12 protein-coding genes and 1 pseudogene are annotated in these 16,337 nt (G+C 69.4%); 2 read left to right on the top strand and 11 right to left on the bottom strand.

What is annotated here, in order from left to right; translation table 11 throughout:
- Window positions 1–41 precede the first annotated feature (41 nt).
- The 4 genes from BKA25_RS02690 to imuA' all read right to left on the bottom strand — a co-directional run bounded on the left by BKA25_RS02690 (window position 42) and on the right by imuA' (window position 7,065).
- Window positions 42–644, bottom strand: coding sequence for a pentapeptide repeat-containing protein (locus BKA25_RS02690; RefSeq protein ID WP_069852394.1), 603 nt, complete (start codon window positions 642–644; stop codon window positions 42–44).
- A 56-nt stretch (window positions 645–700) separates the two neighbouring features.
- Entirely contained in the window at window positions 701–4,123 is a 3,423-nt protein-coding gene (locus BKA25_RS02685) for an error-prone DNA polymerase (RefSeq protein WP_084643413.1), read from the bottom strand.
- A gap of 2 nt (window positions 4,124–4,125) precedes the next feature.
- The gene (locus BKA25_RS02680) at window positions 4,126–5,934 is read right to left on the bottom strand and encodes a DNA polymerase Y family protein (RefSeq protein WP_172803870.1); all 1,809 of its coding nucleotides are present in this window, start codon (window positions 5,932–5,934) and stop codon (window positions 4,126–4,128) included.
- A gap of 414 nt (window positions 5,935–6,348) precedes the next feature.
- The gene (gene imuA', locus BKA25_RS02675; protein WP_069852396.1) at window positions 6,349–7,065 is read right to left on the bottom strand and encodes a DnaE2-dependent mutagenesis accessory factor ImuA'; all 717 of its coding nucleotides are present in this window, start codon (window positions 7,063–7,065) and stop codon (window positions 6,349–6,351) included.
- Window positions 7,066–7,322: 257 nt separating this feature from the next.
- Here imuA' and BKA25_RS27140 point away from each other — a divergent pair, with 257 nt between their 5' ends.
- Complete coding sequence (locus BKA25_RS27140; protein ID WP_216637765.1) at window positions 7,323–7,460, top strand: hypothetical protein; 138 nt, start codon at window positions 7,323–7,325, stop codon at window positions 7,458–7,460.
- A 27-nt stretch (window positions 7,461–7,487) separates the two neighbouring features.
- Window positions 7,488–7,904, top strand: a pseudogene (locus BKA25_RS28575) (alpha-ketoglutarate-dependent dioxygenase AlkB); the annotation flags it as partial.
- 117 nt (window positions 7,905–8,021) lie between these two features.
- On the opposite strand, the gene purH reads toward BKA25_RS28575, so the two are convergent.
- The 7 genes from purH to icmB form a co-directional block, all read right to left on the bottom strand.
- Window positions 8,022–9,623, bottom strand: a complete 1,602-nt coding sequence (gene purH, locus BKA25_RS02665) for a bifunctional phosphoribosylaminoimidazolecarboxamide formyltransferase/IMP cyclohydrolase (protein WP_069852398.1) — start codon at window positions 9,621–9,623, stop codon at window positions 8,022–8,024.
- Window positions 9,620–10,282: a phosphoribosylglycinamide formyltransferase gene (gene purN / locus BKA25_RS02660; RefSeq protein ID WP_069852400.1), complete on the bottom strand. Its 663-nt coding sequence runs from the start codon at window positions 10,280–10,282 to the stop codon at window positions 9,620–9,622. Before purN ends, purH begins: the two co-directional genes overlap by 4 nt.
- A gap of 99 nt (window positions 10,283–10,381) precedes the next feature.
- Window positions 10,382–12,001 (bottom strand): cell division protein PerM, encoded by a 1,620-nt coding sequence (locus BKA25_RS02655; protein ID WP_069852402.1) that lies wholly within the window; start codon window positions 11,999–12,001, stop codon window positions 10,382–10,384.
- Window positions 12,002–12,174: 173 nt separating this feature from the next.
- Window positions 12,175–12,909, bottom strand: coding sequence for a DUF5336 domain-containing protein (locus BKA25_RS02650; protein ID WP_069852404.1), 735 nt, complete (start codon window positions 12,907–12,909; stop codon window positions 12,175–12,177).
- Between the two features lie 540 nt (window positions 12,910–13,449).
- Window positions 13,450–14,343 carry a succinate--CoA ligase subunit alpha gene (gene sucD, locus BKA25_RS02645; protein ID WP_069852406.1) on the bottom strand — a complete coding sequence of 298 codons (894 nt, stop codon included), beginning with the start codon at window positions 14,341–14,343 and terminating at the stop codon, window positions 13,450–13,452.
- Between the two features lie 6 nt (window positions 14,344–14,349).
- Window positions 14,350–15,528: an ADP-forming succinate--CoA ligase subunit beta gene (gene sucC / locus BKA25_RS02640; RefSeq protein WP_069852408.1), complete on the bottom strand. Its 1,179-nt coding sequence runs from the start codon at window positions 15,526–15,528 to the stop codon at window positions 14,350–14,352.
- A 351-nt stretch (window positions 15,529–15,879) separates the two neighbouring features.
- Complete coding sequence (icmB, locus tag BKA25_RS02635; RefSeq protein WP_069852410.1) at window positions 15,880–16,287, bottom strand: coenzyme B12-dependent isobutyryl CoA mutase small subunit; 408 nt, start codon at window positions 16,285–16,287, stop codon at window positions 15,880–15,882.
- Between the last annotated feature and the right edge of the window lie 50 nt (window positions 16,288–16,337).

Raw genomic sequence — 16,337 nt, 5'->3', positions numbered from 1 at the left:
CGAGGGACCAACCCGGATGATTCGCGGTGCTGGGTCGGGTACTACTCGTCGACCACCAGGCCATGGGCCGCCGCGAAGATCATGGCGATCGACAGATCGGCCCTGGCGCCCCACAATCTGGCCTGTCGCAGGGCGGTGGCGTCGATGCGGGCGCCCCGCAGATCCGCCTCCTCCAGGTTGGCGTCCGCCAGCCGTGCGCCGGTCAGGTCGGTGTTGCGTAGATCGGCACGGCGCAGGTCCGCCTCGAACAGGTCGGCCTCTCGCATCCGTAGGCCCGAGAGGTCAAGCCCCTGCAGGTTGGCGCCGGGCAGCGAGACGAGCGTCAGATCGGTTTCGGTGACCTTCCAGGACCGCAACCTGGTCTGGAAGAACTTCGAGCCGATCAGGGTGCAGCCGTCGAAGACCGAGTTCGTCAGGGTGGCCCGCTCGAAGGTGCAGGAGCGGAAAGCGGTCGCGGTGTGCTGGGAACCGCCGAGATCGGCACCGGTGAAATCGCAATCGGTGAACGTGACGTTGTGGGTCCGCATTCCGGTCAGGTCGGCGTCGGTGAAATCGCAGCCGCTCAGGCTGTTCCCCCGCCATTCGACGCGGGCCAGCACCGCGTCATTGAAGTCCTCCCCGATGAGCTGCTCAGCTATTTCCACCGCCGCACCCTAGCCGGCGAGGACTCCGCGACCGAGCAGGCCTCCGACGGCGGATATCAGCGAAAATCCCTGGATCGCCCGGAGATTCGCATCGGCAGGTCCGTCAATCGGTCGGCCTTCAGCGTCACCACCGTGCCGTGTCGTTCCACGATCCCCCGCACCAACAACGCGGAGCTGTTGCGCGCCACTCGGCGATACCGGGCCCACAGGGTCGGGGTGCAGACCACGTTGACCATGCCGGTCTCGTCCTCGATGTTGAGGAAGGTGACCCCGCCTGCGGTGGCGGGCCGTTGCCGGTGAGTCACCGCTCCGCCGATCAACACCCGTCGGCCCGACTCCACACTCTTCAGCCGCTCCGTGGTCAGGGCCCCCAACCGTTCCAGTCGGTCCCTGATGAATTCGGTCGGATAGCTCTCCGGCGAGACCCCGGTGGCCCAGACATCGGCAGCCGCCGTCTCGACCGCGTCCATCCCCGGCAGCATCGGTGTCTGATCCACCGTGGAGAGCCCGGGCAGTTTGCCCGCCTGCTCCCCTGCGACCGCGCCTGCCTGCCACAGGGCGGCTCTCCGGCTCAGGCCGAGACAATCGAAGGCGCCCGCCGTGGCCAAGGCCTCCAGCTGGGCCACGGTGAGTCGCTGCCGTCGCGCCAGGTCGGCCAGATCGAGGTAGGGGCCGTTGGCTAGACGATCGGCGTGCATCGCCTCGGCCCGGTCGGCGCCGATGGTGCGAACACCGCCCAGCCCCAGTCGGATCGCGGGCGGTACGGTCGAATCGGCACCGGCAGGCCGTTCCAGAGTGGCGTACGGCAGGCTCGCGTTGAGGTCGGGGCGCAGGACTCGGACGCCGTGCCGCCTGGCGTCGGCGATCAACGACTGCGGCGAGTAGAAACCCATCGGTTGGGCCCGCAGCAGCGCGGCGCAGAACGCCGCCGGGTAGTACAGCTTGAACCAGGCACTGGCGAAGACCAGCAACGCGAAGCTCAACGCGTGACTCTCCGGGAAACCGAAATCCGCGAAAGCCAGCAGCCGCCGATAGATCTGCTCCGCGAGCTCGCCGGTGATCCCATTGGCCTGCATGCCCGCGAAAAGCCTGCCGCGCAGCCGTTCCATCCGCTGGGTGGACCGCTTGGAGCTCATCGCCCTGCGCAGCTCGTCGGCCTCCGAGGCGGAGAAATCGGCCACGTCCACGGCGATCTGCATCATCTGTTCCTGAAACAGTGGGACGCCCAGGGTCCGTTGCAGGGCGGGCTTCAGCCGAGGATGTTCGTAGTCCCACTCCTCCAGCCCGTTGCGCCGCCGGATGTAGGGATGCACCGAGCCGCCCTGGATCGGACCCGGCCGGATCAGGGCGACCTGGACGACCAGGTCGTAGAACTCCCTGGGCCGCAACCGAGGCGAGGTCGACATCTGGGCTCGGCTCTCGACTTGGAAGACCCCGACGGTGTCGGCGCGACGCACCATCTCGTAGACCCGACCGTCGGTCAGGTCGAGTCCGCCGAGGTCGATGGTTCGGCCGTGATGCTCGGCGACCAGGTCGATCATGTAATGCAGGGCGGAGAGCATCCCGAGGCCCAACAGATCGAATTTGACCAGGTTGATCGAGGCGCAATCGTCCTTGTCCCATTGCAGGACCGAGCGTCCCGGCATCCGCGCCCATTCCACCGGACAGATCTCGCTGACCGGCTGGTCGCAGATCACCATGCCGCCGGAATGGATGCCCAGATGCCTCGGGAAGCCCTCCAACTGGCCTGCCAACTCCACCACCGGTCCGGGGATGTCGGTGTCGTCGATGGTCCCGCTCAGCGGCCCCCAGCGTTCGATCTGGCTGCTCCAGGCGTCCTGTTGCCCCGGGGAGAAACCCAGGGCCCGCGCGACGTCCCGCACCGCCGACCGCGCCCGATAGGTGATGACGTTGGCCACCTGAGCGGCGTGATCACGGCCGTGTCGTCGATAGACGTACTGGATCACCTCCTCGCGACGGTCCGATTCGATGTCGAGGTCGATGTCGGGCGGGCCATCCCGTTCCGGGGCCAGGAACCGTTCGAAGAGCAGTCCGAATCGGACGGCGTCGACGTTGGTGACGCCCAGGGCGAAGCAGACCGCGGAGTTCGCGGCCGAGCCCCGTCCCTGACAGAGGATGTCCGACCGGCGGCAGAACTGGACGATGTCGTGCACCACCAGGAAATAACCGGGGAAGCCGAGCGAATCGATCACCGAGAGCTCGTGCTCGATCTGCCGCAGCGCGGTGGGCAGATGCTCGGAGCTGTGTCGACTCGCCGCGCCGCGCAGCGCCAGTTCACGCAGGTAGCTCGACTCGGTATGCCCGGCGGGGACGTCGAAGGGCGGCAGGGTGGGCGCGACGAGCCGCAGATCGAAGGCGCACTGCTCGCCCAGCCGGGCGGCACCGGCGACGGCATCGGGATACCGGGCGAATCGGGCCGCCATCTCCGCACCGGAGCGCAGGTGCGCGGCGCCTGCCGGGGGCAGCATGCCGTCCATCTCGTCCAGACTGCGCCGCGCGCGGACCGAGGCGACCGTCGTGGCGAGCCGATGGCGGGCGGGCGCCGTGTAGTGCACCGCGTTGGTCGCCACCACCGCGAGGCCGAACTCCTCGGCCAACGCGGCCAACGCATCGTTGAACTCGCTGTCGGTGGGCAAACCTTGGTCGACGAGTTCCACCACGACGTTCGCCGCGCCGAACAACTCGATCAGCCTGCGTAGCTCGGCGGCAGCCGCGCGCGGGCCACCCGTGGTCAAAGCCGTGCGCACCGCCCCCTTTCGGCAACCGGTGAGGATCACCCAGTGTCCGTCGGCATGCTCGGCCAGGCGGTCGAGCCGATAGCTGGGTCGCCCCTTCTCCCCGCCCGCCAGCTGCGCCTCGCTGATCGCCCGGCACAACAGGTGGTAGCCCTGCGGGTCGCGGGCGAGCACCAGCAGATGGGTGCCCGCCGGATCGGCCACCCCGTTCTGCGAACCGGGTAGCTCCAGACTCAATTCGGCGCCGAAGACCGTCCGGACGCCGTGTTCGGCCGCGGCCTCGGCGAACCGCACCACCCCGTACATCCCGTCGTGGTCGGTCAGCGCCAAGGTCCGCACGCCGAGGCGGGCGGCCTCCGCCACCAGCTCCTCGGGGTGGGCTGCGCCGTCGAGAAAGCTGAAGTTGGAGTGGCAGTGCAGTTCGGCGTAGGCCACTTCGGACGGCGGCTCCGCGCCTGTCCGCACCTGGTCCGCAGCGGCAGCCGAGGCGGCGGCCCGATCCCGGTGTTCGTCGATGACGCTGGTCAGCAGGCCATCGAGCATCCTTCGGCGGCGACGGTGGCCGAGGGATCGCTCCGGCTGTTGCTGATCGGGTTGCTGCCGGTCGGGTTGCTGCTGATCGGGTTGCTGCGCCTGCTGTTGTTGCTCGGGCTGTGCGGCGGGTCGGCCCGTGAGCCTGCGTTCCAGCTCGGACCAGGGAATCGGCGGATTGCCCCAGGCCATGATCAGTACCTTCCCTCGATGAACCAACCGCCGTGTTCCCTCGCCAGCAGGTAGGCGCCGCCACCCTCCGTCGTCGCGGTGACCACCTGGAGTCGGGCGACTCGGCGGGCTCCCTCGGGCCGGGCGCCTGCGGTGGTCGACGCCACCGAGGGCATGGACGGATCGTCGAACGCGGTCGTCCACCACCGTTCTTCCACCGGCCATGGCCCGGCCCAGGACGACACCCGGTTCGGCGGTCCGTCGCCGATGAGCAGCTGGGTGGGCGCGGCGGTCAGTACGTAGCGCCCGGTGACACCGACCGGTTCGCTCGCCGCGTCGAGCAACCGCACCGAGGTCGGCGGGTCCGGCAGCAACGACGGCGACGGCGACGGCAGCCTGCCCGGCCAGGCCTGAGCCGGATCGAGCCCGGGGGCGGGTTCGTCTCCCCAGGGCACCAATCGGACCCGTTCCCTTGGTCCCCGCCCGCCACCGAGGACTGGCAGCAGCACCGCATCGGGACCGAGCAGGCCCTGCACCCTGGTCAGGGCCCGGCCCGCTTGGGCTGCGGCGGTGCCCGCCCGATCCCGGGAGCTGAACATGTCGAGTTGCAGACTCCCGGAGCCGACCAGTTCCGCAGGCTCCAGCCGCAGCAGGATCAGCCCCGAGGTCGGTCGCGCCTCGGTGTCGTCTCCCACACCGCTCGCTGCCCGCCGAGCTCGGCGAGGGCTGCTTCCTCGGGACGGGTCCCGGTCTGCCGGGCGACGAAGCCAGCCGTCGAGCTGCCAACGCACCCGGTCGGCGATGCCCGTCGAGGTGAGCGGTTCGGCGCAGCGCCAGACTCGAGTGAGTTCCTGACCGTGTTCGGTCCGGGCGACGATGCCCAGCCGGACACACGCCAACCCCCGATCGACCAGACCGGCGTGCAGCCGTTCGGCCAAGGCCCTGGCCGCGAACGCCGCCGCGTCCACCCGTTCCACCGGCGGGTCGAACTCCTGGGTGACCGCCGAGTCGATCGGCACCCGTCGCCGGGCGAGGGGGCGTTCCTCGACTCCCCTGGCCAAGCGATGCGCGGTGATCACGTCGAACCCGAAGCGGGAGGCGACCTCGGCTGCGGTCAGCTCGGCGAAGGATCCCAGGGTCCGCAGGCCGAGCCTGCGTAGCAGGTCGACCAGTCGTTCCCGCTCCTCGTTCCGTTCGGCCGGGTCGATCAATTCCTCGACCGGCAACGGTGCCAGGAAGGCGGCGGTGGCCCCCGACGGAATCAGCTGTCCCCGGCGGGCCGCTCGGATGGCGGCGAACAAGCCGTCCGCCACCCCGACCTGGCATTCCACCCCGGCCCGAGCCGCGACGATGTCGATGAGCCGCTCGGCGATCTGCTCCTCGCCCCCGAAGTAACTCGCGGGCCCGGCCACGGGAACGGCGATCACCCCTGGACGCACGATCTCCACCGAGGCAACCAGTTCTTCTACCGCAGCCGCGACCGGCTCGAAGAGCCGTGCGTCCCGCGCCGGGTCGGCAGGCAGCACGGCGAGCCCGGGGCACCGTGATTGGGCGTCGCGTTTGCGGGCGCCCCGACGGACGCCCTCGGCCCTGGCCGCCGTGGAGCAGGCGACCACCCGATTGGCGGCCAGGACCGCAGCGGGAATCCCCGGTTCCAGTCCGGCATCGGCGCAGGCGGCCACCACCGGCCAGTCCGGACACCAGAGGACGAGCAGCCGGGTCGGGGTGCCGGTCGACTTCGCTGGGGAAGCCGCCGAATCCGCTGCCGAGCCGGCTGTGGTTGCCTCGCAGGCGGTCGACCCGGTCTCCGCGGGCTCGGTTCGCTCCGCCATGAACGTCCTCCTTCCTGGTGTTCCGCCCGCTCTCGTGGGCACGTCGAAACAGGCCCGGTCGAGCCGCAGCCGTTGACCGGGCCATGCCCGGCGGGAACCGCCTGTGCTGGGCGCGACGCCCCTGCCCGAGAGCCGATCCAGCCGGCCGCTCGACCCACCGACGGCTTAGGCGGCGACCTGGCGATGGCAGCCGTCATCGGCTGTTCATCGACTCTGGACTCCTCGGCAGCCCGCTGCGGCCCAGCACGGCCGCCCTCGGGGCGCCGAGTCGTCTCTCGGCAGACCCGGCCGCGTCGCGGCGGACGAACCGACGCCCACATCGGTTCTGCTCCGCACGCGCCACTGCCATGGCATTTACCTGTCTGGGTCCGCCGCAGCGGGCGGATACGACATCCTCGTCACCGAGATGGCCGGTCAGCCCACCTCGGGAATCGAAAGCCTGTCCGAGGCGGATCGACCGCTCTGTCGCACAGGCCCGGCTAAGGGGTCACCCTCCTCGACCAGGAGCATCCGGGCCGTCTTGGGCCGGGCGGCGGCTCCTCGCCCGGTCACCTGCACCGTGGCCTCGCAATCACGCAACCGGCCCTCGCCGGTTCCAGGCCCACGCCAGGTCTGCTCGACGCAGTTCACCTCGAGATCGGGAGCGGGCCAGCCCTCGGCGCGATCCATCGGAAGCAACACCGAGCCGCGTTGCCTCGCTCTGGCCGACAGGTTTCTGGCCTCGGACGATCTCAAGCCCGGGGTGTCGGCCACGACGACCAGATCGACCCCGTCGATCAAGGCGGCGACCACCGCCGCCGGATCCCTACCTGGATGGGGAACCAGGACGAGTCGCTCCACCGCCACGCCTGCTTCGGCGGCGGCGAGCACCCCCAACCCGGTCATCCCCACCACTGCTGCCCAGGATCCGGCGGCGGTGGCCTCTGCGATCAACGCGAAGAGCAACAGGGTGGACCCGCGCACCGCCACCGTGCTGCCCCGACGCAGACCGCCCCAGGGGAGTAGCGCACCCAGCTGTTCCCGAACCGGCAGCACCCGTCGTGCCGCGAAGTCCGCAGTGCCCACGGCCATCCCCGACGCCGCGACCACTCCGTCCAACGCTGCCAACGTGGTGACCGCAGCCCGGGACACCGGCTCCCCTTTCGCCTGCAAGGTGGCAGGCCCCCGACGCCTGCCGCCTTGACGACCAAACACAGATGATCGAACATGTGTTCGATCGATGAGACAAGTAAAGCCGACCCAGACCGAGCCCGTCAAGGGTGGGACAGGCCACGACCGGGTGATTCCGCCGCGCGACCTGCTCCGACCCGGCGTCCGTCAACGGTCGGCATCGCCCTGGACCGAAGAATGGTTCACACGAGCATGAGGGTGGCCCGACGGTGATTTCCGTGCCCGGACTGAGGTATCTGCCGTACTGGCTCGACGACGAGGCAAAGCTGTTGGCACGAATCGACGTGGCAGCCTGGTCGAACGAGCTGAGGCGACGAGTGCAGCAATACGGGCATCGTTATGACTACGGCAGATGATCCGTCACTGGTCGTACACCGGCTCCGCCCCTGCCCGGCTGGGCGGTGAGACTGGCGGAACGGCTCTACCGGGAAGGGGCGCTGGCCTCGCGCGCCGACCAGGTCATCGTCAACGAGTACCTGCCGGGGCAAGGCATCAGCGCACATGTGGACTGTGTTCCATGCTTTGGACCGGATGTTGCCACGATCAGCCTCGGATCCGCCTGCACCATGGACTTCACCAGTCTGGACGGCGCGGTGCGAGTACCCGTCCGACTTGAGCCGGGCAGCCTATGCGTGCTGACCGGCCCCGCTCGCTACGAGTGGCGACACGCCATTGCGGCCAGGAAGTCCGACCCGACGGAGTCGGGGCGTATCCCACGGAGCCGAAGAATCTCCGTGACATTGCGAACGGTGCTACCTCCGCCGAGCAACGGCCGGCCCGGGCAGCAGCCGACCCGGTGACTCTGCCTCCACTCGACGTGTCGGGCGGCAGTTCGCAAAGTCGGGCGGCGGCACGCGCCGTGCCCAGCGCGTGAACCGCCGCCCGCAGCGACGGTTCACGCGCTGGTGCACGAGGAATCAGTGCGCGAAGTGCCGAGTCCCGGTGAGGAACACGGTGACGCCCGCAGCCTCCGCAGCGGCCAACACCTCGGCGTCACGCACCGAGCCGCCGGGCTGCACCACGGCCCGCACTCCGGCGTCCAACAACACCTGGAGCCCGTCCGGGAAGGGGAAGAACGCGTCAGAGGCCGCCACCGAACCCTTGGCCCGATCGCCTGCCCTGGCCACCGCCAGCCGGGCGGCATCCACCCGATTGACCTGGCCCATCCCCGCCCCGACGGTCGCGCCGCCGTCGGCGAGCAGAATCGCGTTCGACTTCACCGCGCGGCAGGCCCGCCAGGCGAAGGCCAGATCGGCCACGGTCTGCTCATCGACCTCGGCACCGACCCGAGTCCAGTTCGCCGGGTCGTCGCCATCGGCATCGATCGCATCCGAGGTCTGCACCAGCAGCCCACCGGAGATGGCCCGCAGTTCGGCCGCGCCTCGGACGGGCGGCTCGGCGACCAGGATTCGGATGTTCTTCTTCCTGGTCAGCACGTCGACCGCCCCGTCGAGGAACTCCGGGGCGATGATCACCTCGGTGAAGATGTCCGACACCTGCTCGGCCATCTCCACGGTCACCGGCCGGTTCGCCGCGATGACCCCGCCGAAGGCGCTGACCGGGTCGCAGGCGTGGGCCTTGCGGTGTGCGTCGGCGATGGCACCCGCATCGGCCAGCTCGGAGACGGCGATCCCGCAGGGATTGGCGTGCTTGATCACCGCGACGCAGGGCAGCTCGTGGTCGTGTGCCGACCGCCAGGCCGCGTCCGCATCGACGTAGTTGTTGTAGGACATCCCCTTGCCGTGCAGCTGGGTCGCCCCGGCCAGTCCGGTGGGCGCCGCACCGCCGGTCAGATACAACGCGGCCTGCTGGTGTGGGTTCTCGCCGTAGCGCAGCACCCGGTCCCGCTCCCAGCTCCGACCGAGCCAGCTCGCGAAGCCGCCCTGCTCGGCGTCCGCCGTCAGGGTCTCGCCCATCCAGGTGGCCACCGCCATGTCGTAGGAGGCGGTGTGTCGGAAGGCGTCGGCGGCGAGGCTCTGCCGCTCGGCCAGGGTGAATCCGCCCGAGGTGACGCTGTCGAGCACCGCGCTGTAGCGCGTCGGGTCCACCACGACGGCGACGTTGGCGTGGTTCTTCGCCCCGGCCCGCACCATGGCGGGTCCGCCGATGTCGATCTGCTCGACGCAGTCCTCGGGCGCCGCGCCGGAGGCCACGGTCTGGGTGAACGGGTAGAGGTTCACGACCAGCAGGTCGAAGGGCGCGATATCCAGGGTCCGCAGCTGCTCGGCGTGCTCCTCCCGGCGCAGGTCGGCCAGCAGGCCCGCGTGGACACCGGGATGCAGGGTCTTGACCCTGCCGTCGAGGCACTCCGGGAAACCGGTCACCTTCTCGACCGGGGTGACCGGGATGTCCGCCTCGGCGATGCGCGCGGCGGTACCACCGGTGGAGACGATCTCCACCCCCGCCGTGTGCAGCCCTCTGGCGAACTCGATCAGGTTCTGCTTGTCCGACACGGCGATCAGCGCGCGTCGCACCGGGCGACGGGCGTCGTGGCCGGTGCGCTCCGAACCGTCGGTCACGGGATTGTCACCTTTCGTCCGATCACGGTGCAGCCCTCACGGGCCAGCCGGGCCACCACGTCGACCAGCAGCCTGCGTTCCACCGTCTTGATTCGTTCGTGCAAGGTCTGCTCGGTGTCGGAGGGCAGCACCACAACCGCCTCCTGCTCCAAGATGGGGCCGGTATCCACTCCGCCGTCCACCAGGTGCACGGTGGAGCCGGTGACTCGAACGCCGTAGTCGAGCGCCTCCCGGACCGCGTGCGCGCCGGGGAAGGCAGGCAGCAGCGCCGGGTGCGTGTTCAACACCCGGCCCTCGAAACGGGCGAGGAAGTCCGGTCCCAGGATCTTCATGAAACCGGCCGAGACCACCAGGTCCGGCTCGAAGGCGGCGACCTCCTCGGCCAACGCGCGGTTCCAGCTCGCCCGGTCCGGGTGATCGGCGAGCCGGACGGCGAAGGTCGGCAGGCCTGCACCTTCGGCGCGCGCCAGACCCTCGGCGCCGGGGCGGTCCGATCCAACGGCCACCACCTGGGCCGGGAAATCGGTGGCCACTGCGGCATCCAGCAGTGCCTGGGCGAGTGTCCCGGCGCCGGAGAGCAGGGTGACCACACGGGCCGGAACGGGAAGTCGAAGCCGGGAGGAGACGGGCCCTGCATCCGGGGGCGAAGCGCTCAGCATGATCTCCTACACGACAACCGGGAAGGGATGCCCAAGCGTAGGTCGAGGCGTCTCGATCACCGCAGTCAGGGCGGCCTGCCCGCCCCCGAGCCGGTGTGGTCAGGCCCGGTCGGCGCTCGTGTTGCCCGCTGAACCAGCCGCCGAGGTGCTCGGCACCGCGTCCTGGTCGTCCTCCGGCCAGACCTCCGCATGCTCCGAGGGCTCGTCCGGCCCGGGCTCGTGTTCGACGGCGGGCCGTTCACTCGCGGTGTCGGGGACCGCAGCCGATCCCGCACTCGGCTCGACGGTGTCGTGCCCACCCCTCGGCTGTTGCCCGAGGTCCGGGGCACTCGGGCCGTCGTCCTCATCCGTCTCCGGCTTGGCGGCCGATACCGAGGGATCCGTCTCATCCGCCGTCCCGGAATCGGTGTCCCGCTGGTCGGCATCCGGCTGGTCGGTCTCCGGCTCGCGCTCCGACGTGCCCTCGGCCAGCTCGTCCTCAGCCGACTCGTCCCCGTCCTCGCTGCGCACCCGGGCGAACGCGACGGCCTCGACCGCCGCCGCCGATTCAGCGACACGATGCCCGACCAACACCAGTACGGCGGCCGGAATCCCGGTCCACCCCACCACACCGAGGGCGATCCCCAACGCCGGAAGCCGCACCGGATCGAAAGCACCGACGCCGAGCCTGCCGCCTGCCAGAACTGCGGCGAGCGCGGCGAGCACGGCGGCCATCGCCAGTCCCCAGGCCAGGATCCGCAGTCGATCCCCGCGCGCGGCGTCGATCCGACGGCAGTACCGGCCGACCAGCAACCCGACGACGATCGGCAACAGCAGGCTCACCGCCCACCAGGACCGCGCCGAGGTGGTGGGCAACGCGGCGAGCAGCGGTAGTTCCAGGATGGGTCCCGGCCGGACCGCCAGCGGACTGACCATCGTCTCGCCGAAGACGAAACCCGGGCCGAGGACGAAGGAGGCGCCCGCGATCACGGCGTTGGGCAGGTAGGCCAGCGAGCAGAGCAGCAGACCGATCGCATCACCGCTGCGATCCTGGGTGAACAGTCCCACGACGTCCGGGGTGGCCGAGAGCAGCCCGATGAGCAGCACCGAAGTACCCGCCGCCAGCAGGCCCGCCACCACGAACAGACCAACCCGGGCGCCCTGCCGGAGACTCGTGGGCAGGGCATCGAGCCACTCCCCGAAGACCCCGGCCCGCAGCAGGCCGAGCGCGGCCGCCACCGCTGCCAGCAGCCCAGCGGTCAACCCCGAGGTCGAGGGAACGGCCAGCACCGCACCAGCACTGCCACCGGTCACCGCTTCGGCAAGGGCGACGGCCAGAACACAATGCGCGGATGCCGTCACCGCGATCAGCAACAAACCGGTCCAGGCAGTGGCGGCCAACCGCCGCGCCGCCGTGGCGACGCTCGTGCCGACCAGCCACAACAGGATCAGGGTCGGCAACAGGGGCAGCACGCCGAACGGGTAGCCGCCGATGGTCAACGGAACCTGATGACTCGCCAGCCAACCGGGAATCGACAGGCCCAGCAGTGCCTCGGCGGATATTCCATCCGAGCCTGCGGTGCTCAGTGTCACCGCAGCCAATGCGACCACCATCAGACCACCGAGCAGCAGCGCACCCAGTACGGAGGACGACACGACTCTGGCGCGATCGAGCTGCCCGGCCTCGGGGACCGCGTCGCGATCCGTGCCTTCCTCACGAGCCGTTCGAAGCGTGACCACGCGGGCAGGGTCGCACCGACATTGCCCCGTTCGGCCCAGCCTCGCCGCGCCCGAACGGGTGAGCTGCGGGTCTCATCGGCGACGCATCCGAGTGGCGACGCAACCGGCGGAGACAGCGATGCCGTGATCCGGCGAACCGAATCACGGCATCGAGTGGCTGTTGTGGCGGCCGATCAGCCCTGGCCGTAACCACCGGGGGGCGGCGTGCCCTGGCCGTACTGACCGGGCTGCTGCGCGACACCACCGAAGATCTCGGTGCCCTGCTGGCCGTACTGCGGCGCGGGCTGGGCGGGCTGCCCGCCGGTCGCCGGTGCGGCCTGCTGGCCGTACGACTGCTGTTCCGCCTGGCCGTACTGGGCCTGCTGCTGGCCGTACTGCGCCTGCGGCGCCTGCTGACCGTACTGACCGGCCTGCGGGATGCCGCCGCTCTGCGGATTCCAGTTGCCCTGCTGCTGCGGGTAGGCCTGCTTCGGAGCGGCCTTGATGATGCCCTCCTTGAACAGCCAGGTTGCGACGATGGCGCCCGCTTCCAGGATGCCGACGATCAACGCCACGATCGCCATGGCGGACACGTCACCGGGCCAGTGGACCACGTGCTGGAGCAGCGACAGCACACCCACCACTGCGATCAACGAGGACAGCAGCTGCAGCTGCGGCCCCTTGGGCAGCAGGGCCAGCCCTGCGAGAATGCCCGCGATGACCAGCAAGGAGGTCGCCGAGCGGGCGTCGCCGCCCACGCCGAAGGTCGGCGCGATGTATTCCTCGCCGAAGGCGAGCAGGTACACGACGAGGCCGAGGCCTGCTCCGACAATGGCGAGGATGGACTCGATGCTGAGTCCTCCCGCAGGCTGCGCTGGACTACCTGCCTGCGGTTGCTGCTGCTGAGGTGCGCCGTAGGGCACGGACATGGCGGGGTCTCCTCCTCCACCGGGATGCGGGCGCTGCCGGGGTCGAACACTGCCGTTCGTCAAACGCCGCCGTACATCGGCATGGGTCCTCGGGGCGGGCCCAGCCGTTCATCGAGCATTGCCGTTCTTCAGGCGATGCTTGTTCTTGATACCTGGCTCATGTTCGAGGACCACGTTCGCGAGGGCACTGTGCGGTCCGCAGACATTGCCCCTATCGAACACTGTCGGTTCTCGCGACGGTGTCGTTATCGCGACACTGCCGTTATCGGGTAGCCCGAACGCTAGCCGATCGCCCGGATAGGACGAATTCCGGTCTCACGGGGTTCCACTCTTTGACTCTCTGTCCGGTGTACCGCCACGCGTCTCGGTGATCGAGCACCCGGATGGGTCGAACCCACAATGGGTCCATCTGGCCGAACCGCCCCACAACCGCCTTCGAGCGGAGCGCATCGAAGGACATCGGGGGCGCTGAAACGACAGCAGGCCGGACATCCCAAGGAATGTCCGGCCCTGCTGTTGATCAGTGTGACCTGTGGCGACTCAGCCTGCGAGGGCCGCAACGGCCTCGCGAGCCAGTGCCGCGGTCTCGCTGGGGGTCTTGCCGACCTTGACGCCGACAGCCTCCAACGCTTCCTTCTTCGCCGAGGCGGTACCGGAGGAACCGGACACGATTGCGCCTGCGTGGCCCATCGTCTTGCCCTCGGGAGCCGTGAAGCCCGCGACGTAACCCACCACCGGCTTGGTGACGTTCTCGGCGATGTAGGCCGCCGCACGCTCCTCGGCGTCGCCGCCGATCTCGCCGATCAGGACGATGACCTCGGTCTCCGGGTCGTCCTGGAAGGCCTGCAGCGCATCGATGTGCGTGGTCCCGATCACCGGGTCGCCACCGATGCCGACAGCGCTGGAGAAGCCGATGTCACGCAGCTCGTACATGAGCTGGTAGGTCAGGGTGCCCGACTTCGAGACCAGGCCGATGCGACCGGCTCCGGTGATGTCCGCCGGGATGATGCCCGCGTTGGACTTACCGGGAGAGATCACACCGGGGCAGTTCGGCCCGATGACCCGGGTCTTGTTGCCCGTGGCGTTGGCGTGCGCCCAGAAGGCGGCGGTGTCGTGCACCGGGATGCCCTCGGTGATGACCACCGCGAGGCCGATGCCCGCGTCGATCGCCTCGAAGGCCGCGGCCTTGGCGAACTTCGGCGGAACGAAGATCACCGTCACGTCGGCGCCGGTCGCCTCCATCGCCTCGGCGACGGTGGCGAACACGGGCAGCACCGTGCCGTCGAAGTCGACCTTCTGGCCTGCCTTGCGCGGGTTGACCCCGCCCACGACCTGCGTTCCGGCCTTGAGCATCCGGCGCGTGTGCTTGCTGCCCTCAGCGCCGGTGATGCCCTGAACGATGACCTTGCTGTTCTCGGTGAGGAAGATAGCCATCTGGTGTCACGCCCCCTGCGCGGCGAGTTCGGCGGCCTTGGTGGCCGCGTCGTCCATGGTGTCGACCTGGACCAGACCCGGCAGAGCCGCCTCGTTGAGGATGCGCCGCCCCTCCTGCGCGTTGTTTCCGTCGAGACGCACGACGATCGGCCTGGTCACGGCCTCACCCCGGCTCTCGAGCAACGCGAAGGCCGAAACGATGCCGTTGGCGACCGCGTCACAGGCGGTGATGCCGCCGAAGACGTTGACGAAGACGGCGGTCACGTCCTGGTCGGAGAGAATGATCTCCAACCCGTTGGCCATGACCTCGGCCGAGGCGCCGCCGCCGATGTCGAGGAAGTTGGCGGGCTTGACGCCGCCATGCTTCTCGCCCGCGTAGGCGACCACGTCCAGCGTGGACATGACCAGACCCGCGCCGTTGCCGATGATGCCGACCTGGCCATCGAGCTTGACGTAGTTGAGGTCCTTGGCCTTGGCCGCAGCCTCCAGCGGGTCCTCGGCGCCCTTGTCGACCAGCGCGGCGTGGTCGGCGTGCCGGAACGCGGCGTTCTCGTCCAGCGTGACCTTGCCGTCGAGGGCGATGATCTTGCCCTCGGGATCGCGAACCAGCGGGTTCACCTCGACGAGGGTGGCGTCCTCGCCCACGAACGTGGCCCAGAGCTTGACGATCGTGTCGACGACCTGGTCGGCGACCTCGGCCGGGAACTTCGCGGCCTCGACGATCTCCCGAGCCTTGGTCTCATCGACACCGGCGATCGGGTCCACCGCGACCTTGGCGAGCGCCTCGGGCTTGGTGGCCGCGACCTCCTCGATGTCCATGCCGCCCTCGACCGAGGCCATCGCCAGGAACGTGCGATTGGTCCGGTCGAGAAGGAACGAGAAGTAGTACTCCTCGGCGATGTCCGAGGCTGGCGTGACGAGCACGCGATGAACGGTGTGGCCCTTGATGTCGAGGCCCAGGATCGCTTCGGCCTTCTCCTGGGTCTCGGCGGGGTCCTTGGCGAGTTTCACGCCACCCGCCTTGCCCCGGCCGCCGGTCTTGACCTGAGCCTTGACCACAACGGGGGCACCGAGTTCCTCGGCGATCCCCTTGGCCTGGTCTGGGGTAGTGGCGACCGAGCCCGGAAGCACCGGAACGCCGTATTTTGCGAAGAGGTCCTTCGCTTGGTATTCGTACAGGTCCACTCGAGTCTCCTGCGACGTCGGTGTCGGACTCCGCAGACCTTAACGACCTGCGATGACGGCAGGCACGTCGCATCCGGTGAGGTCAATCACCGCGTGAGCTGCATCGCAGCAATCCGGCCGCGACCCGGTCGAATCGGGCGCCGAATCACACCGTTGAACGCCGTCGATGCAGCTTCTGACGCGGTCAAGACGCCCTGGAAGCACCGACAAATCGCGAACGTGATGTTCGCCGCATTGGCCGATGCCGATCTCGATCCCCGTCGAGCTCGGTGGTGTCCACCGGCCGACCGACGCCCGCCGCGCGGCCGGAACAAGGACCGGCACGGCGGGATTCCTCGGCAGTGCCGGGGCTCAGGCTCCGGCGGGCTGTGCCACGTTGCTGCGCACCCAGTCGACGATCTCGTGGGTGGGAGCGCCCGGGGTGAAGACCTTCGCCACGCCGATCTCGGCGAGTCGAGGCAGGTCCTCCTCCGGGATGATGCCGCCGCCGAAGACGACGACGTCCGAGGCATCACGTTCATTCAGTAGGGCGACGACCTTCGCGAACAGGGTCATGTGGGCGCCGGAGAGCACCGAGAGGCCCACCGCGTCGGCGTCCTCCTGAAGGACGGTCTCGACCACCTGTTCCGGAGTCTGGTGCAGGCCCGTGTAGATGACCTCCATGCCCGCGTCGCGCAATGCCCGCGCGACGACCTTGGCGCCCCGGTCATGACCATCCAGTCCCGGTTTCGCCACGACCACCCGGATACGACCGCTCACGGCTTCCTCCCACCTGGGTGTCCTGGTCTTTCGAGACCTGGGTCGACAGG

This window comes from Actinoalloteichus hymeniacidonis (genome assembly GCF_014203365.1).
In the GTDB taxonomy this organism is placed as follows: Bacteria; Actinomycetota; Actinomycetes; order Mycobacteriales; family Pseudonocardiaceae; genus Actinoalloteichus_A; species Actinoalloteichus_A hymeniacidonis.
The sequence above is the reverse complement of the archived record's forward strand: the minus strand, read 5'-3'. Positions and strand labels throughout refer to the sequence as shown.